Here is a 23,353-nt window from a genome sequence, read left to right as displayed (position 1 = left end):
CCAAGATGGCCGGGCGCTGTTTTATCCAAGTACGTTTGAGGTGATTCCCATGATGAAAGGTGGCATGGCCGGCCTGATGAAGCAGGCGCAGCAGATGCAGGAAAAAATGGCCAAGATGCAGGAAGAACTGGCCAACGCCGAAGTCACCGGCAAGGCCGGCGGCGACATGGTCACCGTGGTGATGACCGGTCGTCACGACGTCAAAAGCGTGAGCATCGACCCAAGCCTGGTCGAAGGCCTGAGCGAAGACGACAAAGAAATGCTGGAAGCCGTGGTCGCCGCCGCCGTCAACGACGCCGTGCGCAAGATCGAAGCCAACAGCCAGGAAAAAATGGGCAGCATGACCGCCGGCATGAACCTGCCAGCGGGTATGAAACTGCCATTCTGATTCGCCTTTGGGCGGCAGATGAGCTACACAAAATGCCAGGCATCGCGCCTGGCATTTTTGTTTCTGAGCGGCGCGGATCGTTCCTGCGCTCTGCGTGGGAATGCCTCTGGGGACGCTCCGCGTTCCAGCTTGCGATCGGGACGCGGAGCGTCCCGGGCTGCATTCCCACGCAGAGCGTGGGAAAGATCAGTGGGAGCGAGCCTCGGTCAAAACTGCAGAAACATCGAACACACCACCGCTACCAAGGTCTGCTCCCTATACACCGAATTCCCCATTCACAGGAGACGCTGACATGTCCGACCCTCTCACCCTCAATCAACGCTTCGTCCTCGCCTCGCGCCCGACCGGCGCGCCGACCCCGGAGAACTTTCGTCTCGAGCGCGAGGCGCTGCCGGATCTGCAGGACGGTCAAGTCCTGCTGAAAACCCTGTACCTCTCTCTCGACCCGTACATGCGCGGACGTATGAGCGACGCACCGTCCTACGCTGCGCCAGTGCAAATCGGCGAAGTCATGACCGGTGGTGCGGTCAGCCGGGTCGAGCAGTCCAATCACCCGAAATTCCACACCGGTGATCTGGTGGTTGGCGCCACCGGTTGGCAGAGCCACAGCATCAGCGACGGTCGCAACATCATGCCGATCCCCGCTGGCCTGCCGAGCCCGTCGATGGCCCTCGGGGTGCTGGGTATGCCGGGCATGACCGCGTACATGGGCCTGATGGACATCGGCCAGCCGAAAGAAGGCGAAACCCTGGTGGTGGCTGCGGCGTCCGGCGCCGTCGGCTCGGTGGTCGGGCAAGTGGCGAAGATCAAAGGTCTGCGCGCGGTCGGTGTGGCCGGTGGGGCCGAGAAGTGCAAATACGTCGTTGAGGAGCTGGGTTTTGATGCCTGCATCGACCACAAGGCCGACGACTTCGCCGAGCAATTGGCCAAGGCCTGTCCCAACGGCATCGACATTTATTATGAGAACGTCGGCGGCCATGTCTTCGACGCAGTCTTGCCGTTGCTCAATCCCAAGGCGCGCATTCCGTTGTGCGGCCTGATCGCCGGCTACAACGCCGCCGAAGCGCCGACCGGCCCGGATCGCCTGCCGATGCTGCAACGCACATTGCTCACCAAGCGTGTGCGTATTCAGGGCTTCATCGTCTTCGACGATTACGGTGATCGTCAGCCGGAATTCATCAGCCACATGGTGCCGTGGGTACGCGACGGCAAGGTGAAATTCCGCGAGGACGTGGTCGAAGGCCTGGAGCAGGCGCCCGAGGCGTTCATCGGTCTGCTGGAAGGGCGCAACTTCGGCAAACTGGTGGTCCGGGTCGCCCAGGACTGAGGATTTGACGCTGGCCAGAGGCGCGGGTATAAACCGCGTCTCGTTGTTTAGTCGGACTGTTTACCCATGAGCTTCAGCCCCTTGATTCGCCAACTGATCGACGCTCTGCGCACTTTGCCGGGCGTGGGTCAGAAAACCGCTCAGCGCATGGCGTTGCAGTTGCTCGAACGTGATCGCAGCGGCGGTACGCGCCTGGCCCAGGCCTTGAGCCAGGCCATGGAAGGCGTCGGCCATTGCCGCCAATGCCGTACGCTGACCGAAGACGATCTGTGCCCGCAATGCGCCGACCCGCGCCGCGATGACACGCTGCTTTGCGTAGTCGAAGGGCCGATGGACGTTTATGCGGTGGAGCAGACCGGCTTCCGTGGCCGCTATTTCGTGCTCAAGGGGCACTTGTCGCCGCTGGATGGCCTGGGGCCGGAAGCGATCGGTATTCCGCAACTGATGGCGCGGATAGAAGAGGCGGGGACCTTTACCGAAGTCATCCTCGCCACCAACCCGACAGTGGAAGGCGAGGCGACGGCGCACTACATCGCGCAGTTGCTCAACAACAAAGGCCTGGTCGCCTCGCGGATTGCTCACGGCGTGCCGCTGGGCGGTGAGCTGGAGCTGGTCGACGGCGGCACGCTGGCGCATTCGTTTGCCGGGCGTAAACCGATTTCCCTCTAAAAATCAAAAGATCGCAGCCTTCGGCAGCTCCTACAGGGAACGCATTCCAATGCAGGAGCTGCCGAAGGCTGCGATCTTTTGATCTTCTGCATCTTGAATACCAAGCAAGCGCTCGGTTAACGTCGGCGAACCCTTCCGTGGAGCTCGCCCATGCCTGCCTTTCAGGAATACTTCGACCCCAGCCACCAATTGGTCCGCGACAGCGTCAGACGTTTCGTCGAACGCGAGATCCTGCCGGACATCGATCAGTGGGAAGAAGCCGAAAGCTTTCCCCGTGAGCTGTACCTCAAGGCCGGTGCGGCGGGCATTCTCGGTATCGGCTATCCCGATGCGCTCGGCGGCAGCCATGAAGGCGATCTGTTCGCCAAGGTCGCCGCCAGTGAAGAGCTGATGCGCTGTGGCTCTGGTGGCCTGGTGGCGGGGCTGGGTTCGCTGGATATCGGTTTGCCGCCGATCGTCAAATGGGCGCGGCCTGAAGTTCGCGAGCGGGTGGTACCGCTGGTGCTCAGCGGCGAGAAAATCAGCGCGCTGGCAGTCACCGAGCCCGGCGGCGGCTCCGACGTCGCCAACCTGCAAACCCGCGCCGTGCGTGACGGTGACTGCTACCGGGTCAGTGGCAGCAAAACTTTCATCACCAGCGGTGTGCGCGCGGATTTCTACACCGTCGCGGTGCGTACCGGTGCGCCGGGGTTCGGCGGTATCAGCCTGTTGCTGATCGAGAAGGGCACGCCGGGTTTCAGTGTCGGTCGGCAATTGAAGAAAATGGGCTGGTGGGCGTCGGACACCGCTGAATTGTTCTTTGACGATTGCCGCGTGCCTGTAGGAAACCTCATTGGCGGAGAGAACATGGGCTTCGCCTGCATCATGGGCAATTTCCAGAGCGAACGGCTGGCGCTGGCGCTGATGGCCAACATGACGGCGCAATTGGCGCTGGAGGAAAGCCTGAAGTGGGCGCGCGAGCGTGAGGCGTTCGGCAAACCCATCGGCAAATTTCAGGTGATCAAACATCGCCTCGCCGAAATGGCCACGGCGCTGGAAGTGTCGCGCGAGTTCACTTACCGGCAAGCGGCGAAAATGGCGGCGGGGCAGAGCGTGATCAAGGAGATTTCCATGGCGAAGAACTTCGCCACCGACACCTCGGACCGGATCACCACCGAAGCCGTGCAGATTCTTGGCGGGCTCGGTTACATGCGTGAAAGCCTGGTGGAGCGGCTGTATCGGGATAACCGCATTCTGTCGATTGGCGGCGGGACGCGGGAAGTGATGAATGAAATCATCAGCAAGCAGATGGGGCTCTAAAAGCGAAAGATCGTCCGATGCATGATCGTTCCCACGCTTTGCGTGGGAATGCAGCCCGGGACGCTCCGCGTCCCTATCGCAAGCTGGAACGCAGAGCGTCCCTAGAGGCGTTCCCACGCGGAGCGTGGGAACGATCAATCTTTAGATCTTGATTATTTATCGGTCAAAGCAAACTGCGTCAGGCAAAACGTCGGGATACCCATATCCTCAAGACGCTGCGAGCCTTGCAGCTCTGGCAGATCAATGATCGCCGCCGCTTCATGCACCCGCGCGCCCATGCGGCGAATCAGGTTGGCCGCTGCGATCAGCGTGCCGCCGGTAGCGATCAGGTCATCGAACATCACCACCGAATCGCCTTCACACAGGCTGTCGGCGTGCACTTCCAGAAACGCTTCGCCGTATTCGGTCGCATAACCTTCGGCCAGTACGTCCGCCGGCAGTTTGCCTTGCTTGCGGAACAGCACCAGCGGCTTGTTCAACTGGTAGGCCAGTACCGAACCGATCAGGAAACCACGGGCATCCATGGCGCCGATGTGGGTGAAGTCGGCTTCGACATAGCGGTGGGCGAAGCTGTCCATCACCAGGCGCAGGGCCGTCGGCGACTGGAACAGCGGGGTGATGTCGCGAAAGATCACGCCCGGTTTCGGAAAGTCGATCACGGGGCGGATCAGGGATTTGATGTCGAAGGAGTCGAAGACCATCGGGGTGTCCTGGCAGGGCTGCAAACGGCGCAGTATACCCGCGGCTGAAACGATTCGCTCAACCGCGGGTCGTGATCAGCCTTCGATCGAGCCGCCGGCCAGCGCGCACAACTGGATCGGGTCGAGAATGTGAATCTCCTTGCCCTCGGCGGCAATCAATTCGTTCTGCTGAAAACGGGTGAACACCCGCGACACGGTTTCCACCGCCAGGCCCAGGTAATTGCCGATTTCATTGCGCGACATGCTCAGACGGAACTGATTGGCCGAGAAGCCGCGCGCGCGGAAGCGGGCCGACAGGTTGACCAGGAAAGTGGCGATGCGCTCGTCGGCGGTCTTCTTCGACAGCAGCAGCATCATTTGCTGATCGTCGCGAATCTCGCGGCTCATCACCCGCATCAACTGGCGGCGCAGTTGTGGTAATTGCAGTGCGAGTTCGTCGAGGCGCTCGAAGGGGATTTCGCAAACCGAAGTGGTTTCCAGCGCTTGGGCCGAGACCGGGTGTTTTTCGGTGTCCATGCCCGACAGTCCGACCAGTTCGCTCGGCAGGTGGAAGCCGGTCAGTTGTTCTTCGCCGGCATCGCTCAGGCTGAACGTTTTCAGCGCGCCGGAGCGGACTGCATAAACGGAATCGAAGGTGTCGCCCTGGCGGAACAGGAACTCGCCCTTCTTCAGCGGGCGGCCGCGTTTAACGATTTCGTCGAGCGCATCCATGTCTTCCAGATTCAGAGAAAGTGGCAGGCAGAGCGGGGCCAGGCTGCAATCCTTGCAGTGGGCCTGGTTGTGAGCGCGCAGTTTGACTGGCTCGGACATTTCTTCAATCCTTGTGGGAAAACACACATAAGCCGTAAGGGTAACCCACGGAAGGACATTCAGGCCAGCACGCGGCGGCGTTGTCCTACAGACATAAAGCCGCAGCACCGCCGGCCGATAACCCACTATCAGTACTCATCCAAGGAAGGCCCCGATGACCGCCATTGGCACGCTAAGCCCCGGTAGCAGCGGCATTGCTGCTTCGCCGGAGCTAACCGGTCCCGACGCTGCAATCGACCGCGACGACGCCTTGTCGAATGCGGCAACCCCGACCTTGGTCGAGGGCGTCAAAGTGTCGCTGTCCGGCGCGGCCATCGCCAAATCCGCCGCTGTCGGCGGCGAAAACAGTGACATCGACAACAGTGGCTTGCCGGAGAACATCCAGCAGTTGCTGAAGATGATTCGCAAGATCCAAAAAGAAATCATCGAGAAAAAAGCCCGCATGGCGGCGGTCATGTCAGACAGAACCCTCTCCAACGAGGAAAAGATCAACAAGCTCGCCGCATTACGTGGCGCCATCGCCGCCCTCAACAGCGGCCTGATCACCGCCAACCTTTCCTTGTCGAAAGTCATGAACCAGTCGGCGCTCAATCCTGACCAGAACCTCAAGGTCGGCTCGTTGCTGACCAAGCCTTAAATCACTCGCGAGAAACGCTGGCGGTTCTGCTGCTCCAGGTACGCATCGAAGACCATGCACACCGAGCGCACCAGCAATCGACCCGCCGGCAACACCTCGATGCGCTCGCGCTCGAACCTGATCAGGCCATCCTCGGCCATGCCTTGCAACTGCGGCCAGAGCGCGCCGAAGTAGCCTTGAAAATCGATGTTGAACTGCTGCTCGATCTCGGCGAACTCGAGTTTGAAATTGCAGATCAGCTGCTGAATCACTGCGCGGCGCAAGCGGTCGTCGGCGTTGCACACCAGACCGCGACTGGTCGCCAGTTGTGCGCTGGCCAGGCTGTTCTGATACGCGTTGAGGTCGCTGCTGTTCTGGCAGTACAGATCGCCGATCTGGCTGATCGCCGACACGCCCAGACCAATCAGGTCGCAATGGCCATGGGTGGTGTAACCCTGGAAGTTGCGTTGCAGGGTGTGCTCTTCCTGAGCGATGGCCAGTTCGTCATCAGGCAGGGCGAAGTGGTCCATGCCGATGTAGCGGTAGCCGGCAGCGGTCAGTTGCTCGATGGTGCGCTGGAGCATTTCCAGCTTGTGCGCCGGGCTCGGCAGTTCGCTGCTGTTGATTCGCCGTTGCGGCATGAAGCGTTCCGGCAGGTGCGCGTAGTTGAATACCGAGAGGCGATCCGGTTGCAGGCTGATCACTTCCTCGACGGTGCGGGCGAAATTGTCCGGTGTCTGCTTCGGCAGGCCGTAGATCAGATCAATGTTGATCGAACGAAATTGCAGGGTTCGCGCCGCATCGATCACCGCGCGGGTTTCTTCCAGGCTTTGCAGGCGATTGACTGCGCGCTGCACCGCCGGGTCAAGGTCTTGCAGGCCAATGCTGACCCGGTTGAAACCCAGTTCGCGCAGCAGGCCCATGGTCGACCAGTCGGCTTCGCGGGGGTCGATTTCGATGCCGTAATCGCCCGAATCATCGTTGAGCAGATTGAAATGCTTGCGCAGGTGCGCCATCACCTGGCGCAATTCGTCGTGGCTGAGAAAGGTCGGTGTGCCGCCACCGAAATGCAGCTGCTCGACGGTTTGCGCCGGGTCGAGGTGGCAGGCAATCAACTGGATTTCCTGCTCGAGCCGTTGCAGATACGGTTGCGCGCGGCCGCGGTCCTTGGTGATGACCTTGTTGCAAGCGCAGTAGTAACAAATGTTGGCGCAGAACGGCACATGCACGTACAGCGACAACGGCCGCTGCGCCTTGCGGCTGTCGCGCAGGGCATGGAACAGGTCGAAAGTGCCGACCTGACCGTGAAATTGCACGGCGGTCGGGTACGAGGTGTAGCGTGGCCCCGCCAGATCGTAGCGGCGGATCAGATCAGAGTCCCAACGAATGGCGTCGAGCATGCGGGCATTCCCCCGGATAGGCTGGCAGTGTGGCGAGTCTATCGGGGGGCGGCGATGGGGCTGTTGATTTGCATCAACAGCACAAGGTCAAAAGCTCGCAGCCTTCGGCAGCTCCTACCTTGGAATGCGACCTCCTGTAGGAGCTGCCGAAGGCTGCGATCTTTTGCTTTTAGTGACCCATAAGCCAATGCTGATGCGGCCCGGGCAAGGTCCACAGGCCAAACAGAATCACCAGCAAGCCCCCCGCCATGCGCACGCTGCGTTTGCGCAAGATCGCCGTCACCCGTTCAGCCGCCAGCCCGGTGGCGAGCAGTACCGGCCAGGTGCCGAGGCCGAAAGCGAGCATCAGCAACGCACTGTCCAGCGCATTGCCCTGACTCGCGCTCCACAGCAAGGTGCTGTAAACCAGCCCGCACGGCAGCCAGCCCCACAGCGCACCGAGCAGCAAGGCACGCGGCAGGCTGGAAACCGGCAGCAAGCGATTTGCCACCGGTTGAATAAAGCGCCACAAGCCACGCCCTACAGCTTCGATACGCGTCAACCCGCTCCACCAACCGGCTAGGTACAAACCCATGGCGATCAGCAGCAATCCGGCCAGTACGCGCATGAACAGCGCCGCCGGGCTGTTGGCGACTGCCCAGCCGGCCACGCCGATGAGCAGTCCCGCCGTGGCATAACTGAGAATCCGCCCCAGGTTATACGCCAGCAGCAGATGAAAGCGCCGGCTGCGCTGCTCTTTGGGAATCGCCAGGGTCAGCGCGCCCATCAGGCCGCCGCACATACCCAGACAGTGGCCGCCTCCGAGCAGGCCGAGAATCAGCGCCGAGACCAGCAGGGGCGCCAGTTCAAGCATGGGGCGGCGCCTTGTCGTCCGGTTTGCCGGCGTTGGCTTCGTCCACCGCGGCGGTGTGGTTGGGATCCTGATCGTCAAAAAGGATGCTGTGCGCCGGGCCGTCGAGGTCGTCGTACTGACCGCTGTCCACCGCCCAGAAGAAGATGTACACGGCGATGGCGACGATGAGCAAGGCAGCGGGAATCATCACATAGAGAGCTGGCATCGGTAACTCCAGGCCCGCGCGGCTCAGGCCGGCAGCGGGCGGGTTTGTGTCGGGCTGCCGGCGGCCGGCGCGCTCGGCAGACGAGTCAGGCGCAGGGCGTTGAGCACCACGGTCAGCGAACTGATCGACATGCCGACCGCCGCCCACACCGGAGTGATCCAGCCGAGGGCCGCGAACGGCAACATGAGGCCATTGTACAGCGCTGCCCACAGCAGGTTTTCGATGATTACCCGGCGCGTGCGCCGCGCCAGTGTGAAGGCTTGCACCAGGGCGTCGAGGCGGTTGGACAGCAACACCGCATCGGCGCTGGTTTTCGCCAGATCGGTGGCCGAGCCCATGGCCACGCTGATATCGGCCGCAGCCAGCACCGGCACGTCGTTGACGCCGTCGCCGAGCATCAGCACCTTGCGCCCTTCCTTGTGCAGTTGTTGCAGCACTCGCAGTTTGTCATCGGGGCGCAAGCCGCCACGGGCCTCGTCGATGCCCAGTTCGGCGGCGACACTGGCGACCATCGGCGAACTGTCGCCGGACAACAGCAAGGTGCGCCAGCCCCGCGCTTTGCAAGCCGCGAGCAGAGCGGGGGCATCGTCACGCAGGCGATCATCGAGCACCAGCCACGCCAGCGGCCCGTGGGTGTCGGCGAGCAGCAACCATTGTCCGGCTTCATCAGGCATTGACGGCAGTGCCGCGCCGCTCAGGGCGCAGGCAAATTCGGCCTGACCGATGCGCAAGCGTTGCTCACCGACCACGCCTTCCAGGCCCAGCCCCGGTGTGCTGTGCACGTCCTCGGCGGCCAGCGGCGCACGCCCGAAAGCGCGGGCAATCGGGTGTTCCGAACGGTTTTCCAGCGCAGCGGCAAGGCTCAGGCATTGCTCGCTGTCGAGCGCGCCGAGCGGGCGAATCGAGCGCAGCACCAAGCGACCTTCAGTGAGCGTGCCGGTCTTGTCGAAGATCACTGTGTCGATCTGGTTCAAGCCTTCCAGCACATGGCCGCGTGTCAGCAGCAGGCCGAGTTTGTGCAGGGTGCCGGTGGCGGCAGTGAGGGCGGTCGGCGTCGCCAATGACAGCGCGCACGGACAGGTCGCCACCAGCATGGCGAGGACGATCCAGAATGCCCGTGAGGAATCCAGCTGCCACCACAGCAGGCCGATCACTGCCGCCGCGATCAGCGACAACAGGAGGAACCATTGCGCGGCGCGGTCGGCGATTTCTGCCAGACGCGGTTTCTCCGCCTGAGCGCGATCGAGCAGGCGCACGATCGCGGAGAGACGCGTGTCCTGTCCCAGCGCCTGCACTTCGACGGTCAATGCGCCTTCGACATTGAGCGTGCCCGCAGTGACCGCATCACCGAGCGTGCGCGGCTGTGGCAGGTATTCGCCAGTCAGCAGCGATTCGTCGATGCTCGACTGGCCGTCGATGATCTTACCGTCAGCCGGCAGAATCGAGCCTGGCTGCACCAGAATCCGCTCGCCCACACGCAACTCACTGAGCAGGATGCGTTCGCTCTGGCCATCGCTATCCAGGCGCAGGCACGAGGCCGGCAACAGGTTGACCAGTTGCGCAGTGGCGGCAGCGGTGCGTTCGCGGGCGCGACGTTCCAGATAGCGTCCGGCGAGCAGAAACAGCGCGAACATGCCGACCGCATCGAAGTACAGCTCGCCGACCCCGGTGATCGACGTCCAGATTCCGGCGATGTAAGCACTGCCGATCGCCAGCGACACCGAGACGTCCATGGTCAGGTGGCGGGTGCGCAAATCGCGCATCGCGCCTTTGAAGAACGGCGCGCAGCTGTAGAACACGATCGGTGTGGTGAGAAACAGCGCGACCCAGCGCAGGATCGTGTGCAGCTCCGGGCTGAGGTCGATGTTGAATTCCGGCCAGGTAGCCATGGTCGCCATCATCGCCTGAAACCACAGCAAACCGGCGACGCCGAGTTGGCGCAGGGCCAGGCGATTCTCGCTGGCCAGTTGTTCGCTGGCGCGATCGGACTGGTACGGGTGGGCGGCGTAACCGATGTGGCGCAGCTCGGCGAGGATCTGGCTCAGCGGCAGTTGTGCATCGGCCCAGCGTACGTGCAGGCGATGGTTGGACAGGTTCAACCGCGCTTCGGCGACGGCGGGCAGGGTGCGCAGGTGTTTCTCGATCAGCCAGCCGCAAGCGGCGCAACTGATGCCTTCCATCAACAGGGTGGTTTCGGCTAGATCGCCTTCGTGGCGCACGAAGGGTTGCTGCACGTCGGCGCGGTCGTACAGCGCCAGTTCATCCGTCAGTTGCACCGGCAGCGCTTCGGGATTGGCCGAGGCTTCGCTGCGATGCTGGTAATAGCTTTCCAAACTACCGGCGACGATGGCTTCGGCCACCGCCTGGCAGCCCGGGCAGCAGAATTCCCGGGCCTGCCCGAGGACGACGGCGGTGAAGCGGCTGCCGGACGGGACGGGCAGGGCGCAGTGGTAGCAGGGGGTTGGACTGGTCATGGTGCGTGTTCCGATGATCGTTCCCACGCTCCGCGTGGGAATGCCTCCCCGGACGCTCCGCGTCCGCTTCGGCTGGGACGCGGAGCGTCCCTGGCTGCGTTCCCACGCAGGGCGTGGGAACGATCAGAGTAAAAGGCTTATTTTTTCAGGTCTTCCGCACCCTGCAATGGCTCATCACCCAGCAGCAGCTCCTTGTCATGGCTGACCAGCTCTTCTTCGAACATGCGCCACACGTGCTCATCCTGGCTGCCAAGCAACTCGACAAACCGTCGCCCTTCAACCTTGTCGCTCAACTGGCCGATGTAGCGCCCGCTCTCGCTGCCACTGCGGGTCAAAACAATCTTGCGATCCTTCTCCGGCTGGGTCGGCGAGATCAGGTTCAGTTCCAGGGTTTGCGGCTGGCTGTCACCGTTCAAGCGCAGATCGACTTCCCCGGTTACATCATCCAGATGCACCGCTGCACGCAGCTTCAGGGTTTGCGCCAGCAGCTCGCGATCCAGTGAACGGTTGATGCCTTTGCCCGCTTCGTAATAGTTGTCGTTGACCAGGTTGTCCGGGTTGTTCACCGCGATGGTCACCATCGACAGGGTCAAGGCCACCGAGCAGGCCAGAATCGCGATGATGATCCACGGCCAGAGGTGCTTGTACCAGGGACTTGCGGCGTTTGCAGCGGGCATGTTCAAAATTCTCTCAACGGATTTGTGGGCCGATGAATCGGCTCTTGGCTTCAACGTGGACGCTTTCGTCATCGGCATCCTTGAGGATGAATTTCACCTCGTTGGTGCTCGATGGCAGTTGTTCCGGTGCGCTGGATAACTCGACCGGCATGCTGACGATATCGCCGGCGGCCACCTTGATCTCGCGCTTGCCTTGCAGGCGCAGGTCCGGCAGGCCTTCGGCTTGCAGCAGGTAAGTGTGGTCGCGCTGATCCTTGTTCATGATCTTCAGGCTGTAGACGTTTTCGATCCGGCCTTCAGCGTTTTCGCGGTACAGCACGCGGTCTTTGCTGACGTCGAAACCGACCAGCGAACGCATGAAGAACGCGGCGACCAACAGGCTGATCATCGCCAGCAGCACTACGGCGTAGCCGATCAGGCGCGGTCGCAGTTTATGGGTTTTCTGCCCCGACAGGTTGTGTTCGGTGGTGTAGCTGATCAGCCCGCGTGGGTAATCCATCTTGTCCATGATGCTGTCGCAGGCATCGATGCACGCAGCGCAGCCGATGCACTCGATCTGCAGGCCATCGCGGATGTCGATGCCGGTCGGGCAGACCTGCACGCACATCGTGCAGTCAATGCAATCGCCCAGCCCCAGCGCCTTGTAGTCGATGCCTTTCTTGCGTGGGCCACGGCTTTCGCCACGGCGCGGGTCGTAGGAAACGATCAGCGTGTCCTTGTCGAACATCACGCTCTGGAAGCGCGCATACGGGCACATGTAGATGCACACCTGCTCACGCAACCAGCCGGCATTGCCGTACGTGGCGAGGGTGAAAAAACCGACCCAGAAATACGACCAGCCATCGGCCTGACCGGTGAAAAATTCGATGACCAGTTCGCGGATCGGCGAGAAGTAGCCGACAAAGGTCATGCCGGTGACAAAACCGATCAGCAGCCACAGCGAGTGCTTGGCCAGTTTGCGCAGGAATTTGTTGGCGCTCATCGGCGCCTTGTCGAGCTTGATGCGCTGATTGCGGTCGCCTTCGGTGACCTTTTCGCACCACATGAAAATCCACGTCCACACGCTCTGCGGGCAGGTATAACCGCACCAGACGCGCCCGGCGTACACGGTGATGAAGAACAGGCCGAACGCGGCAATGATCAACAGCCCCGAGAGCAGGATGAAATCCTGTGGCCAGAAAGTCGCGCCGAAGATGAAGAACTTGCGCTCCGGCAGGTTCCACCACACTGCCTGGTGACCGCCCCAGTTCAGCCATACCGTGCCGAAATACAGCAGAAACAACGCCGCACCGCCGAGCATCCGCAGATTGCGGAACAGGCCGGTGAAAGCCCGGGTGTAGATTTTTTCTCGTGAGGCATAAAGATCGACGCTGTTGTTCGCGTTCTTGCTCGGCGGCGTGACGTCGTGTACCGGAATCTGATTGCTCATCATTGCATCCCACGGCAGTGGAAAAATGCCTCGGTCGATACGTGCCAACCGAAGTCAAAAAGGGCTGTTGCAGTAGCGTGATGATACGCCTGCCGCTCTGGCTCAAGGGTGCGACCTTTGGTCGCGTTGGGTAAAAAATGCGGATGGTGTAGCGATTGCGCAAAAGCCTGACGCAGATCAATTGACTTGTTGAGTATGGACGCTTTTGCCGAAGCGGCTAGTTCATCTTTTCAATCGCTTGTTCAAGCAACAACCGTCGATGTCGCAAGTTGAACGACAAATCGTCCGTTATTGCCACTGCGGCTTCAAGAGGCCGCGGATTTGAATTGGGCTGCATGTTGCAAGTTATCGGGGTTGAAACATATAAACTTGATTGTTGTTTGTGAATGCTTTGAAGTTTTAGCTGTGTTCGCATAAGTTTTGCTCTCGCGAAATTCTTTTGCGTATTGATAGTTAACTTAAATGGAATTTAAAAGCATGAATTTGAATAATCTCAAGAGCATCTTTGTGGGTGCCTGGATGTTAGCTTCGGCTATTACCGTTCAGGCCACTACTGACATGCCGAAACACATGGTGTTTGCTTCAGATACTCAATATCCGTGGACGGACAAGACCGATCGCCGCATCCCCGAATCCGATTCCGAATTCAAGGAACGCTCGAAATGGCTGGTGGAAACCCAACTTGCGAGCATTGCCGAATTTAGAAATCAACACGGTTCTCAAGCGCAGGTTCCCTTGATGATCAATGGTGATATAACCGCATTCGGGCATGGCTGGCAGCGCTCGTTCATGAAGGATCTGCTGGATAAATATTTCAAGGGCGAATATCTCTACGGGCTTGGTAATCACGACTATGAAAACAATGTCGATGATTGCTTTAGCAATAGCTGTGCGGCAGGAAGTATCGTCGAGTTCAAGGAGCATCATGAAGGTAAGGTCGATAACTTTGATCTGAAGATTACCAGTGGCTTTCTGAGCAAGACCTATTCGGGCAGTCTCGCCTATTCGAAAAATATCGGCGAAGTGCATATGGTTCAGCTCAACAACGAACCGACCTATACCGCCCGGATTGCTCATCCATTGAACCCGACGACGTTCGAAATCAACGATGCGCTGGATTGGCTCGAGACGGATCTCAGGCTGGCGCGAGCGTCGGGCTACGCCATCATCATCAACATGCATAAACCGTTGAACCACATGGGAAGCCAGGCGCAACAGAAACGCTTCTACGACATGGTTAACAAATATCGAGTGACAGCGATTTTTGCCGGCCATTTGCACGAGGACGGAGGTGATGCCTATCAGCAAGGTAACGTGCCCATGTACCTGAGTGGCAGTACCTCTCAGCAAACCTATCTGATTGCCAGTTTCACTGAGGATCGCAAGCAACTCCAGGTGTACCTGGTGAAGAACAACCAATGGCGCAATCGAACGTTGATCGACACCACTGTGGTGCATTCAATCTTCGCCCAACGCCCCTGACAAAAGCCCCGCCGCTGATAGGGCGGGGTCTTCATCAATCAGGTGTTGGCAGCGATCCATGGGTTGATCAGATTGACGCCGCTGTGTTGGAAGTCCGCAATGTTGCGAGTTACCAGCGTAAGCCCGTGTACAAGCGCGGTGGCGGCGATCAAGGCGTCGCATTCATTGCTGCGGTCGGGAACATGCAATCGTGCGCACCGGGTGGCGACGCTGCTATCGACCGGCAGGATTCTGCCAGAGAACGCCGGTTTGACGTGATGTTCCAGCCAGTTGCGCAGCAGCTGGCCTTGTGAAGGGTCACGACGTTCGATACGCAGGACGCCCGTTTCCAGTTCCAGCACAGTGATTGCGGATAGATACAGGCTGGCTGGGGAAATGCTGTTTGCCCATTTCACCACATGCCTGTCGGCTTGGTTTTTGCGCAACTCGGAAACTACATTGGTATCCAGTAGAAACATCAGGAAAGGTCCACGCTGCGAGGAGTGATGACGGCGCGCTCGGGTTCGAATTCGATTTCAAGCGCATCCGGCATCGCCAGTAGCTCAACGATGCTGGTCTGGCAACCGGTCAGTTTCTGGTACTCCTCGATGCTGAGCAACACGTGGGCAGGCCTGCCTCGGTCAGTAATGATCACTGGACCTTGATGCGTGGCTTTTTTGGCTGCACTGGTGTCCTGGTTGAACTCGCGGCTGGAAATAGTGGTGATGGCCATCATGTTTGGCCTCCTGAAATTCTGATGTAGGAACGTTACTACCTTAAGATTTCCCCCGCAATCGGAAAGGCGGGTAGAGGACGATCGGTTTGTCGCTTTCATAAGGGCACCGGCGAAGGCGCCTCCCGCCAAGGCGTGAGGCGCTGGATATAGGGCGTAAATCGGTGTTTTTGCTGTCCTTTTCAGAGCAATCTACCGCCGCCGAGGCCGTCGAGTCCGCCACCGTTACCGGGGCTGTTCATGGTTTTCTGCGATACCTCGAGTAACGGTTTCACAGATGATCGTTCGAACCCTGCCCTATGGGTAGAGCCGGATTGAGGCTGATTTTGCAGTGTGCTTTGGTCATCTTTCGACATTGGGGCTTCATCCTTGAAGTAGTCCGATATGGTTTATCGGGGCGAAAAAAACCTACCGTGTTTATCAGCTCAGATCCATTGAGCAAGCGTTTCGAGTCATGAATGCCAGCATGCAAAAAGGCCCCGCCAATTCTCATTGGCGGGGCCTTTTTTGCTTCAAGCGTTGGCTTTACTCAGCCTTTGCCTCCGGCGCTTTTTCACCATGGGACAGGCTGTAAACATACGCCGCCAGCAGGTGCACCTTGTCGTTGCCCTGCAGTTGTTCCTGCGCCGGCATCTGGCCCTGACGGCCGTAGCGGATGGTTTGCTGCAGTTGCGCGAAGCTCGAGCCGTAGATGAATGCGCCCGGGTGTGTCAGGTCAGGCGCGCCCATGGCCGGGGTGCCTTTACCGGCAGGGCCGTGGCAAGCCACGCAGTTGGCGGCGAAGAGTTTCTGGCCGTTGGCCGGGTCGGCCTTGGTGCCTTCCGGCAATTTACGGCCATCGAGGTTGGTCACCACGTAGGCAGCCACATCGGCCACGCCTTGCTCGCCGATCACTTCAGCCCACGCCGGCATCACCGCGTGGCGACCGCCCATGATGGTGGTCTTGATGGTTTCCGGCTCACCGCCCCAGCGCCAGTCGGCGTCGGTCAGGTTGGGGAAGCCATAGGCGCCCTTGGCGTCGGAACCGTGGCACACCGAGCAGTTGGACGCGAACAGACGGCCGCCCATCTTCAGTGCTTGCGGATCCTTGGCGACTTCTTCGATCGGCATCGCCGCGAACTTGGCGAAAATCGGACCGAAGCGAGCGTCCGAACGGGCCATTTCCTTTTCCCACTCGTGGACGCCGGTCCAGCCGGTCTGGCCGTTGGCGAACGCGGTCTGCTTCTCGGTATCCAGATAGTTGTAGCCCGGCAGCAGACCTTTCCAGTTGCCCAGACCCGGGTACAGCACCAGATAACCCAGGGCAAAAATGATGGTGCCGACGAACAGCATGAACCACCATTTCGGCAGCGGGTTGTCGTACTCCTCGATCCCGTCGAAGGAGTGGCCGACCGTCTCGTCCGTCTGTTCGCTACGCTGGCCCTTGCGGGTCGACAGCAGCAGCCAGGTCAGGGCGAAGATCGTACCGAGACTGAGGACTGTGACGTACAGACTCCAGAATGTAGTCATTCTTTGTTACTCCTAGAAGCTTGCTCGACGTGCTTGATGGCTTCGGGATCATCGGCAAAAGGCAGCATGGTCGCATCGTCGAATTCCGACTTGCGCTTGGGGCTGAACACCCACAAGGCCAGACCGATGAAGGCCACCATCACGACCACGGTGCCCAGGCCTCGAATCATCCCGATATCCATCAGATTCACCGTTTGCTTTTGATGATGGTGCCCAGGCCTTGCAGATAGGCCACCAGCGCGTCCATTTCGGTTTTGCCCTTCACGGCATCCTGTGCACCGGCGATGTCTTCGTCGGTGTAAGGCACGCCGAGGGTGCGCAAGACTTCCATTTTTTTCGCGGTTTCCTTGCCGTCGAGCTTGTTTTCCACGAGGAACGGGTAAGCCGGCATTTTCGACTCGGGGACCACGTTGCGCGGGTTGTACAAGTGCGCACGTTGCCAGTCATCGGAGTAACGACCGCCCACGCGGGCCAGGTCCGGACCGGTACGTTTGGAACCCCACAGGAACGGGTGGTCCCAGACGCTTTCACCGGCAACCGAATAGTGGCCGTAGCGTTCGGTTTCAGCGCGGAACGGACGGATCATCTGCGAGTGGCAGCCGACACAACCGTTGGCGATGTACACGTCGCGGCCTTCCAGTTCCAGCGCCGAGCGCGGCTTCATGCCCTCGACCGGCTTGTTGGTGACGTCCTGGAAGAACAGCGGAACGATTTGGGTCAGGCCACCGACGCTGACGGCGATGACCATGAAGAAGGCCAGCAGGCCAATATTCTTCTCGACAGCTTCATGCTTCATCAGTGAGCTCCAACGACGGCAATCTTGGCGGCGGCTTCGGCTTCAACCGGATCCGACGCACGAACGGTGCGGTACACGTTGTAAGCCATCAGCAGCATGCCGCTGGCAAAGAAAGCACCGCCCAGCGCGCGGACGATGAAGCCCGGGTGGCTGGCCTGCAGCGCTTCGACGAACGAGTAGGTGAGGGTGCCGTCATCGTTGATTGCACGCCACATCAGGCCCTGGGTGATGCCGTTGACCCACATCGAGGCGATGTAGAGCACGGTGCCGATAGTGGCAAGCCAGAAGTGCGCATTGATCAGCCCGGTGCTGTGCATTTGCGCCCGGCCGAACAGTTTCGGAATCATGTGGTAGATCGCGCCGATCGAGATCATCGCTACCCAACCGAGGGCGCCGGCGTGTACGTGGCCGATGGTCCAGTCGGTGTAGTGCGAGAGCGAGTTGACGGTCTTGATCGCCATCATCGGCCCTTCGAAGGTCGACATGCCGTAGAACGCCAGCGACACCACGAGGAAGCGCAGGATCGGGTCGGTGCGCAACTTATGCCAGGCGCCCGACAGGGTCATCATGCCGTTGATCATGCCGCCCCAGCTTGGCGCCAGGAGGATGATCGACATCGCCATGCCCAGCGATTGTGCCCAGTCCGGCAGGGCGGTGTAGTGCAGGTGGTGCGGGCCGGCCCAGATGTACAGGGTGATCAGCGCCCAGAAGTGCACGATCGACAGACGATAGGAATAGATCGGGCGTTCGGCCTGTTTCGGCACGAAGTAGTACATCATCCCGAGGAAACCGGTGGTCAGGAAGAAACCCACCGCGTTGTGGCCGTACCACCACTGGATCATCGCGTCAGTGGCACCGGAGTAAGCCGAATACGACTTGAACAGGCTGACCGGCAGCGACATGTGGTTGACGATGTGCAGCATCGCGGTGACGACGATGAACGCGCCGTAGAACCAGTTGCCAACGTAGATGTGCTTGGTTTTGCGCTTGGTGATGGTGCCGAAGAACACCAGACCGTAAGTGACCCAGACAATTGCCAGCAAAATGGCGATCGGCCATTCCAGCTCGGCGTATTCCTTGGTGGTGGTGTAACCCAGCGGCAAGGTAATGATTGCGCCGACGATGACCGCTTGCCAGCCCCAGAAGGTGAAGGCCGCGAGGCTGTCGGAAATCAGTCGCGTCTGGCAGGTTCGCTGCACGACATAGTAGGAAGTGGCAAACAGTGCACAACCGCCGAAGGCGAAAATCACCAGGTTTGTGTGCAACGGGCGCAAGCGTCCAAAGCTCGTCCACGGCAGACCGAAGTTCAGTTCCGGCCAGACCAGTTGCGAGGCGATGAAGACACCGAGCCCCATGCCAAGGATCCCCCAGACCACCGTCATGATGGCGAACTGGCGGACTACCTTATAGTTATAAGCAGTCGGACTGATTGCTGTGCTCATTCTAAGGTTCCACGGTTTGGGTATTTTTATAGGGATAAAATCGGCCGCAAGTATGTATAAAGCAGGGGGTCATTGCAACGCGCCATGACCTGGGTCAATGCTTTCCAACGCTGATTCTGCGGCCTTTCCATGCGCCGCGTAGGGTCAAAAATGGCCTCTGACAAAATGTCGCAGTGCGCGTAAAAAGCCCGCAATCCGGATCGCCGTCAACGGTGCCCGTTCACAGGTTGTGATCGGGGGATTGAGGGCAATCGGCGCAACAGCCGTTATCTACCTGCGTTTGCGGCGAATCCATCAACCGGTTCACGGCGCGCGTCGTTCGGGATTGATCTGGAAACCGACTTCATCTGGTCCGCTTCGATGAAGCGTAGACCCGAATCCGGGGTTCCGAAAGGAGAGGGCGTGAGGGGTGCGACAAAAAGAAGCAGCTACGAGCTGCAAGCTGCAAGCGACAAGTGGGTACAAGTCGCTTACAGATTTGTATACATAGATGTTGCTTTTACTTGGAGCTTTCAGCTTGAAGCTTGCCGCTCAATTGCTCATCATTTTTCGAAAGGCTGTACACATAAGCGGCAAGCAATTGCACTTTATCGTTGCCTAGCAATTCGTTCTGCGCTGGCATATGCCCCTGACGACCATGGCGGATGGTCTGTTCCAGTTGGGTCAGGCTGGTGCCATAAATGAAGCCGGCCGGATGGGTCAGGTTGGGTGCGCCCATCGCCGCAGTGCCCTGGCCGGTGGCGCCATGACAGGCAACGCAAGTGGTACTGAACGCTTGTTGCCCGGCTTGCAGATCTGCCTTGCTGTCGGCAGGTAGCGGCAGGCCGGCCAGTTCGTGGCGCACATAAGCGGCAACGTTTTTCACCCCGGCCTCACCGAGCACTTCGCCCCAGGCCGGCATCGCCGCCATGCGGCCACCCATGATGGTGGTCTTGATCGTCTCGGCATCGCCGCCCCAGCGCCAGTCGCTGTCAGCAAGGTTAGGGAAGCCGAACGCGCCCTTGGCATCCGAGCCGTGGCACACCGAGCAATTGGAGGCGAACAGACGACCGCCCATTTTCAGCGCCTGCGGATCCTTGGCCACTTCTTCCAGGGGCATGGCGGCGAATTTGGCGAAGATCGGACCGAACCGGGCGTCCGCCTTGTTCATTTCCTTTTCCCACTCATGCACGCCGGTCCAGCCATCCTCGTAACCGGGCAGGATGCCTTTCCAGTTGCCCAGGCCCGGATACAGAACCAGATAGCCCACCGAGAACACCAGCGTGCCGGCGAACAGCATGAACCACCACTGCGGCAGCGGGTTGTCGTACTCCTCGATGCCGTCGAAGCTGTGGCCCATGGTCTGGTCGACGCTGCCCTTGGTCTCGCCCCGACGGGTGCCGATCAGCAGCCAGGTCAGGCCGATCAGGCTGCCAATGGTCAGTACGCAGATCCACGTACTCCAGAAGGTGGTCATGGCCGGGTACTCCTTGTTTCAGGGGCTGAAATTGTTTCGGATAGTGGCTCGTCGGCGAACGGCAGCAGGCGCGCTTCGGCGAATTCCGGGGTGCGCTTGCGGTTGAACACCCACAAGGTCAAACCGACGAAGGCGATAAACACCACGACCGTGCCGAGGCCGCGGATCAGGCCTGCACTCATTTCAATGACCATGGCTCACCTCTTGCTCTTGATCGCAGTGCCGAGCACTTGCAGATAGGAAACGAGGGCGTCCATTTCGGTCTTGCCCTTGAGGCTGGCGACCGCGCCGCTGATGTCGTCGTCGGTGTACGGCACGCCGAGGGTGCGCATGGTTTTCAGCTTGGTTTCGGTGTGGCTGCTGTCGACCGCTTGGGTGACCAGCCACGGATAGGCCGGCATCTTTGATTCCGGCACAACGTTGCGCGGGTTGTACAAGTGCGCGCGGTGCCAGTCATCCGAGTAGCGCGCACCAACCCGGGCGAGGTCCGGACCGGTACGTTTCGAACCCCACAGGAACGGGTGATCCCAGACGCTTTCGCCGGCAACCGAGTAGTGCCCGTAGCGTTCGGTTTCGGCGCGGAACGGGCGGATCATCTGCGAGTGGCAACCGACGCAGCCTTCGCGGATGTAGATGTCGCGGCCTTCCAGTTGCAGCGCGGTGTAGGGCTTCATGCCTTCCACCGGTTTGTTGGTGACGTCCTGGAAGAACAGCGGGACGATCTGGGTCAGGCCGCCGATGCTCACGGCGAACACCATCAGCAGCATCAGCAGGCCGACGTTCTTTTCAATCGTTTCGTGTTTCATGGCGGACTCCTCAGGCCATCTGCGCGGCAGCGACGACGTCGGCAGGCTGCGAGGCCCGCACGGTGCGCCAGGTGTTGTAAGCCATCAGCAACATGCCGCTTAAGAAAATCGCCCCGCCGATCAGCCGCACGACAAAGCCCGGATGGCTGGCCACCAGGGTTTCGACGAAGGAGTAGGTCAGCGTGCCGTCCTCGTTGACTGCGCGCCACATCAGGCCCTGGGCGATGCCGTTGACCCACATCGAGGCGATGTAGAGCACGGTGCCGATGGTCGCGAGCCAGAAATGCGCGTTGATCAGGCCAACGCTGTGCATCTGCGCCTTGCCGAAGATTTTCGGGATCATGTGGTACAGCGCGCCGATCGAAATCATCGCCACCCAGCCGAGCGCGCCGGCGTGAACGTGGCCGATGGTCCAGTCGGTGTAGTGGGAGAGGGCGTTTACCGTCTTGATGGCCATCATCGGGCCTTCGAAGGTCGACATGCCGTAGAACGCCAGCGACACCACGAGGAAACGCAGGATCGGGTCGCTGCGCAACTTATGCCACGCGCCCGAGAGGGTCATCATGCCGTTGATCATGCCGCCCCAGCTCGGTGCCAGCAGGATCAGCGACATCACCATGCCCAGCGATTGCGCCCAGTCCGGCAGCGCGGTGTAGTGCAGGTGGTGCGGGCCGGCCCAGATGTACAGGGTGATCAGCGCCCAGAAGTGCACGATCGACAGGCGATAGGAATACACCGGACGCTCGGCCTGTTTCGGCACGAAGTAATACATCATGCCGAGGAAGCCGGCGGTGAGGAAAAAGCCCACAGCGTTGTGGCCGTACCACCACTGCACCATGGCGTCGGTTGCACCGGCGTACACCGAGTAGGACTTGGTGAAACTCACCGGCAACTCGAGGTTGTTGACGATGTGCAGGATCGCCACGGTGATGATGAACGCGCCGAAGAACCAGTTGCCCACATAGATGTGTTTGGTTTTGCGCTGCATGATCGTGCCGAAGAACACGATCGCATAGGCGACCCAGACGATGGTGATCAGGATGTCGATCGGCCATTCCAGTTCGGCGTATTCCTTGGAGCTGGTGTAACCCAGCGGCAGGCTGATCGCCGCCAACAGGATCACCAACTGCCAGCCCCAGAAGCAGAACGCGGCGATTTGCGGCGCGAACAATTGCGTCTGGCAGGTGCGTTGCACCGAATAAAAAGAGCTGGCGAACAGCGCGCAGCCACCGAAGGCGAAGATCACCGCGTTGGTGTGCAGCGGGCGCAGACGGCCGAAACTGGTCCAGGGCAAATTGAAGTTGAGTTCCGGCCAGACCAATTGCGCCGCGAGAAAAACCCCGAGGCCCATGCCGACGATGCCCCACACCACCGTCATAATGGCGAATTGGCGGACCACCTTGTAGTTGTAGGCGGTACTGATAGAAGTGTTCATGGTTCCCCATCCACGGTTCAGCCGAAGTGAGCGCGCGCAAACGACGCGAATCCTTCGCCTGGAGTTATAGGCAGACTAAAAGCGAGGCAAGCATGGACAAACAGCACAAGGCCAGTATTGACGGGGATCAATGGGCGCAGTGTGTGCTCGATCATGGGTGGCTATGGGATGCCGCTGTTGGTGAGGCTTCGGCAACGCTGATTCTGGCCCACGGGGCGGGGGCGCCGATGGACAGCGAGTGGATGAACGACATGGCTAGGCGCCTTGCCGGGCTTGGGGTCAACGTGTTGCGCTTTGAGTTTCCGTATATGGCGCAGCGGCGGGTGGATGGGGTGAAGCGGCCGCCGAATCCTGCGCCGAAACTGTTGGATTGCTGGCGGGAGGTGTTTGCGCTTGTGCGGCGTCATGTCGCTGGGGTTTTGGCGGTTGGCGGCAAGTCGATGGGCGGGCGGATGGCGAGTCTGGTGGCGGATGAGTTGGGGGTGGATGCGTTGGTATGTCTGGGGTATCCGTTTTATGCGGCTGGGAAGCCGGAGAAGCCGCGGGTTGAGCATTTGGCTGGGTTGAAGACGCGGACGTTGATTGTGCAGGGGGAGCGGGATGCTCTGGGGAATCGCGAGGCGGTTGCGGCTTACAGCTTGTCACCGAGTATTGAGGTGACTTGGCTGGCGGCAGGGGATCATGATTTGAAGCCGCTGAAGGTTTCTGGGTTTACGCACTCCGATCATTTGGCGGGTGCTGCGCAGAAGGTGGCTGAATTTCTCCGTGACTGATTTTGAGTCGGGCCGGATTTTGCGTTGCATGAAGATCGGCTCCCTTTCCCCCTCGCCCCCTTGGGGGCGGTCCGACGTTTCGGGAGGGTTAGGG

The 23,353-nt window shown here is 60.1% G+C and carries 25 protein-coding genes; 7 read left to right on the top strand and 18 right to left on the bottom strand.

Features of this window, described 5'->3' with window-relative positions; genetic code table 11:
- The first annotated feature begins 49 nt into the window (after nt 1-49).
- The 4 genes from D8U60_RS20300 (at nt 50) to D8U60_RS20280 (ending at nt 3,683) form a co-directional block, all read left to right on the top strand.
- Complete coding sequence (locus D8U60_RS20300; protein ID WP_003223337.1) at nt 50-388, top strand: YbaB/EbfC family nucleoid-associated protein; 339 nt, start codon at nt 50-52, stop codon at nt 386-388.
- A 292-nt stretch (nt 389-680) separates the two neighbouring features.
- Nucleotides 681-1,715, top strand: coding sequence for an NADP-dependent oxidoreductase (locus D8U60_RS20290; RefSeq protein WP_024012324.1), 1,035 nt, complete (start codon nt 681-683; stop codon nt 1,713-1,715).
- Between the two features lie 66 nt (nt 1,716-1,781).
- Nucleotides 1,782-2,384, top strand: coding sequence for a recombination mediator RecR (gene recR, locus D8U60_RS20285; protein ID WP_016773861.1), 603 nt, complete (start codon nt 1,782-1,784; stop codon nt 2,382-2,384).
- A gap of 150 nt (nt 2,385-2,534) precedes the next feature.
- A complete protein-coding gene (locus tag D8U60_RS20280) occupies nt 2,535-3,683 on the top strand; it encodes an acyl-CoA dehydrogenase family protein (RefSeq protein ID WP_130900773.1) in 1,149 nt (382 codons plus the stop codon).
- 152 nt (nt 3,684-3,835) lie between these two features.
- On the opposite strand, the gene D8U60_RS20275 is transcribed toward D8U60_RS20280, so the two are convergent.
- On the bottom strand, nt 3,836-4,384 hold the full coding sequence (locus D8U60_RS20275) for an adenine phosphoribosyltransferase (RefSeq protein WP_007918333.1): 549 nt from the start codon (nt 4,382-4,384) through the stop codon (nt 3,836-3,838).
- 75 nt (nt 4,385-4,459) lie between these two features.
- Entirely contained in the window at nt 4,460-5,194 is a 735-nt protein-coding gene (fnr, locus tag D8U60_RS20270; protein ID WP_016773865.1) for a fumarate/nitrate reduction transcriptional regulator Fnr, read from the bottom strand.
- 154 nt (nt 5,195-5,348) lie between these two features.
- On the opposite strand from fnr, the gene D8U60_RS20265 reads away from it, so the two are divergent.
- A complete protein-coding gene (locus tag D8U60_RS20265) occupies nt 5,349-5,831 on the top strand; it encodes a hypothetical protein (RefSeq protein WP_122611258.1) in 483 nt (160 codons plus the stop codon).
- On the opposite strand, the gene hemN is transcribed toward D8U60_RS20265, so the two are convergent.
- The 6 genes from hemN to ccoG form a co-directional block, all read right to left on the bottom strand.
- Nucleotides 5,828-7,210, bottom strand: coding sequence for an oxygen-independent coproporphyrinogen III oxidase (hemN, locus tag D8U60_RS20260; protein WP_130900772.1), 1,383 nt, complete (start codon nt 7,208-7,210; stop codon nt 5,828-5,830). The genes D8U60_RS20265 and hemN overlap by 4 nt on opposite strands.
- Before the next feature lie 169 nt (nt 7,211-7,379).
- Nucleotides 7,380-8,063: a sulfite exporter TauE/SafE family protein gene (locus D8U60_RS20255; protein ID WP_130900771.1), complete on the bottom strand. Its 684-nt coding sequence runs from the start codon at nt 8,061-8,063 to the stop codon at nt 7,380-7,382.
- Nucleotides 8,056-8,268: a cbb3-type cytochrome oxidase assembly protein CcoS gene (gene ccoS / locus D8U60_RS20250; protein ID WP_039763029.1), complete on the bottom strand. Its 213-nt coding sequence runs from the start codon at nt 8,266-8,268 to the stop codon at nt 8,056-8,058. The genes D8U60_RS20255 and ccoS overlap by 8 nt, the downstream gene beginning before the upstream one ends.
- Before the next feature lie 23 nt (nt 8,269-8,291).
- Nucleotides 8,292-10,742: a heavy metal translocating P-type ATPase gene (locus D8U60_RS20245; protein WP_130900770.1), complete on the bottom strand. Its 2,451-nt coding sequence runs from the start codon at nt 10,740-10,742 to the stop codon at nt 8,292-8,294.
- Nucleotides 10,743-10,879: 137 nt separating this feature from the next.
- Entirely contained in the window at nt 10,880-11,419 is a 540-nt protein-coding gene (locus tag D8U60_RS20235; RefSeq protein ID WP_056784237.1) for a FixH family protein, read from the bottom strand.
- Between the two features lie 13 nt (nt 11,420-11,432).
- Entirely contained in the window at nt 11,433-12,848 is a 1,416-nt protein-coding gene (gene ccoG, locus D8U60_RS20230) for a cytochrome c oxidase accessory protein CcoG (protein ID WP_016773872.1), read from the bottom strand.
- A 519-nt stretch (nt 12,849-13,367) separates the two neighbouring features.
- Between ccoG and D8U60_RS20225 the strand changes: the two genes are divergently transcribed.
- A complete protein-coding gene (locus tag D8U60_RS20225) occupies nt 13,368-14,330 on the top strand; it encodes a metallophosphoesterase (RefSeq protein WP_241663559.1) in 963 nt (320 codons plus the stop codon).
- Nucleotides 14,331-14,368: 38 nt separating this feature from the next.
- Here D8U60_RS20225 and D8U60_RS20220 read toward each other — a convergent pair whose 3' ends face one another.
- From D8U60_RS20220 to ccoN (D8U60_RS20175), 10 genes are all read right to left on the bottom strand, one after another.
- Nucleotides 14,369-14,788, bottom strand: coding sequence for a type II toxin-antitoxin system VapC family toxin (locus D8U60_RS20220; RefSeq protein WP_122705779.1), 420 nt, complete (start codon nt 14,786-14,788; stop codon nt 14,369-14,371).
- Nucleotides 14,788-15,042: a type II toxin-antitoxin system Phd/YefM family antitoxin gene (locus D8U60_RS20215; protein ID WP_038861980.1), complete on the bottom strand. Its 255-nt coding sequence runs from the start codon at nt 15,040-15,042 to the stop codon at nt 14,788-14,790. Before D8U60_RS20215 ends, D8U60_RS20220 begins: the two co-directional genes overlap by 1 nt.
- A 525-nt stretch (nt 15,043-15,567) precedes the next feature.
- Nucleotides 15,568-16,551, bottom strand: a complete 984-nt coding sequence (ccoP, locus tag D8U60_RS20210; protein ID WP_071171608.1) for a cytochrome-c oxidase, cbb3-type subunit III — start codon at nt 16,549-16,551, stop codon at nt 15,568-15,570.
- Entirely contained in the window at nt 16,548-16,733 is a 186-nt protein-coding gene (locus tag D8U60_RS20205; RefSeq protein ID WP_016775513.1) for a CcoQ/FixQ family Cbb3-type cytochrome c oxidase assembly chaperone, read from the bottom strand. The genes ccoP (D8U60_RS20210) and D8U60_RS20205 overlap by 4 nt, the downstream gene beginning before the upstream one ends.
- A 5-nt stretch (nt 16,734-16,738) precedes the next feature.
- A complete protein-coding gene (gene ccoO, locus D8U60_RS20200) occupies nt 16,739-17,347 on the bottom strand; it encodes a cytochrome-c oxidase, cbb3-type subunit II (RefSeq protein ID WP_007917161.1) in 609 nt (202 codons plus the stop codon).
- A complete protein-coding gene (gene ccoN, locus D8U60_RS20195) occupies nt 17,347-18,789 on the bottom strand; it encodes a cytochrome-c oxidase, cbb3-type subunit I (protein WP_024012334.1) in 1,443 nt (480 codons plus the stop codon). Before ccoN (D8U60_RS20195) ends, ccoO (D8U60_RS20200) begins: the two co-directional genes overlap by 1 nt.
- A gap of 499 nt (nt 18,790-19,288) precedes the next feature.
- Nucleotides 19,289-20,245 (bottom strand): cytochrome-c oxidase, cbb3-type subunit III, encoded by a 957-nt coding sequence (ccoP, locus tag D8U60_RS20190; RefSeq protein ID WP_122611262.1) that lies wholly within the window; start codon nt 20,243-20,245, stop codon nt 19,289-19,291.
- Nucleotides 20,242-20,439: a cbb3-type cytochrome c oxidase subunit 3 gene (locus D8U60_RS20185; protein WP_130900767.1), complete on the bottom strand. Its 198-nt coding sequence runs from the start codon at nt 20,437-20,439 to the stop codon at nt 20,242-20,244. Before D8U60_RS20185 ends, ccoP (D8U60_RS20190) begins: the two co-directional genes overlap by 4 nt.
- Before the next feature lie 3 nt (nt 20,440-20,442).
- On the bottom strand, nt 20,443-21,051 hold the full coding sequence (gene ccoO, locus D8U60_RS20180; RefSeq protein ID WP_003223389.1) for a cytochrome-c oxidase, cbb3-type subunit II: 609 nt from the start codon (nt 21,049-21,051) through the stop codon (nt 20,443-20,445).
- 10 nt (nt 21,052-21,061) lie between these two features.
- Nucleotides 21,062-22,486, bottom strand: coding sequence for a cytochrome-c oxidase, cbb3-type subunit I (gene ccoN / locus D8U60_RS20175; protein WP_024012337.1), 1,425 nt, complete (start codon nt 22,484-22,486; stop codon nt 21,062-21,064).
- 92 nt (nt 22,487-22,578) lie between these two features.
- Between ccoN (D8U60_RS20175) and D8U60_RS20170 the strand changes: the two genes are divergently transcribed.
- Entirely contained in the window at nt 22,579-23,259 is a 681-nt protein-coding gene (locus D8U60_RS20170; RefSeq protein WP_130900766.1) for an alpha/beta family hydrolase, read from the top strand.
- The last annotated feature ends 94 nt before the right edge of the window (nt 23,260-23,353 follow it).

The organism is Pseudomonas sp. Sample_11 (genome assembly GCF_004307505.1).
GTDB classification, from domain to species: domain Bacteria; phylum Pseudomonadota; class Gammaproteobacteria; order Pseudomonadales; family Pseudomonadaceae; genus Aquipseudomonas; species Aquipseudomonas atacamensis.
The sequence above is the reverse complement of the archived record's forward strand: the minus strand, read 5'-3'. Positions and strand labels throughout refer to the sequence as shown.